General features: G+C 64.7%; 1 protein-coding gene. It reads right to left on the reverse strand.

From position 1 onward, the window contains the following. Positions 1-719, reverse strand: a 719-nt coding sequence (locus ACEPPI_RS40545; protein WP_373920246.1) for a DUF5677 domain-containing protein, incomplete at its 3' end; no start/stop codon positions are given. Between the last annotated feature and the right edge of the window lie 123 nt (positions 720-842).

Raw genomic sequence — 842 nt, forward strand, 5'->3', positions numbered from 1 at the left:
TTGACGTGCGGCAGCACCGGGACGAGACCGAGTTCGCGCGCCTTCTGCTTGAGGAACTGCTTGCGGGGCTGCCCGCTGATCAGCGAGTCAAAGGCCCGCCCGGCCCAGATCAGGCATTGAGCCATGGTGACTTCCGAGACGGGAAGTCCGCTCTTCGGTTTCATGAGCAGGCCCAGCGGCTCGGATCGGGGGTCGAGGAAGGCGAATGCGGAGTGCTCGCTGGGGTGGGTGGATCCGCTCAAGTAGCGGTAGACGGCGTACAGATCCCTCTTGGGGTCGATTGCATCGCACTGGGCTTGGAACCTCTTGAAAGTCTCCCATTCCTCGGTCTTGTCGACGGGCAGCTGCTGTGTCGCGTCCAGGACGGCCTGGGGAACGCTGAAACTTGCAGTCGTCATGTCCTTGACGAGGGCTTTCGACTGGCGGGCCCCCTCGAAGAAGACCCCTTCGGCGCCTTTATCGCCCTTCTGGCTCAGCCAGTGCAGGCTGATGGTCATTTCCCAGGCGGTACGCACGAGGACCAGCGATTCGTGGCGGTGGCCGTTATCGATCAACGTGAGCACGGCTTCAGCGATGCGATGGATCTCTGCGCACCAGCCGTGGCCGATGAGGACGACGCGGCGCTTGCGTTCCTGGGTGGGGGCCGAGGTGGCCTTGCGGTAGTCGTCGATGATCTCGCGTATGGCTTCGCGGCACTGCTCAGGGGTCGGATCGGTCACTGTGGCGCCTCAGTCTCACTCGACGGGAGCCGCAGGCTACTTGAGGTGCCGACGGGGCGCCTAGGGACTTTCGGAGTACCCGGCCCGCCCGTACTCCGCGGAGATCACGGACGGGCCGGGGGG

The sequence above is a fragment of the Streptomyces sp. AB3(2024) genome (assembly GCF_041862025.1).
Classification (GTDB): domain Bacteria; phylum Actinomycetota; class Actinomycetes; order Streptomycetales; family Streptomycetaceae; genus Streptomyces.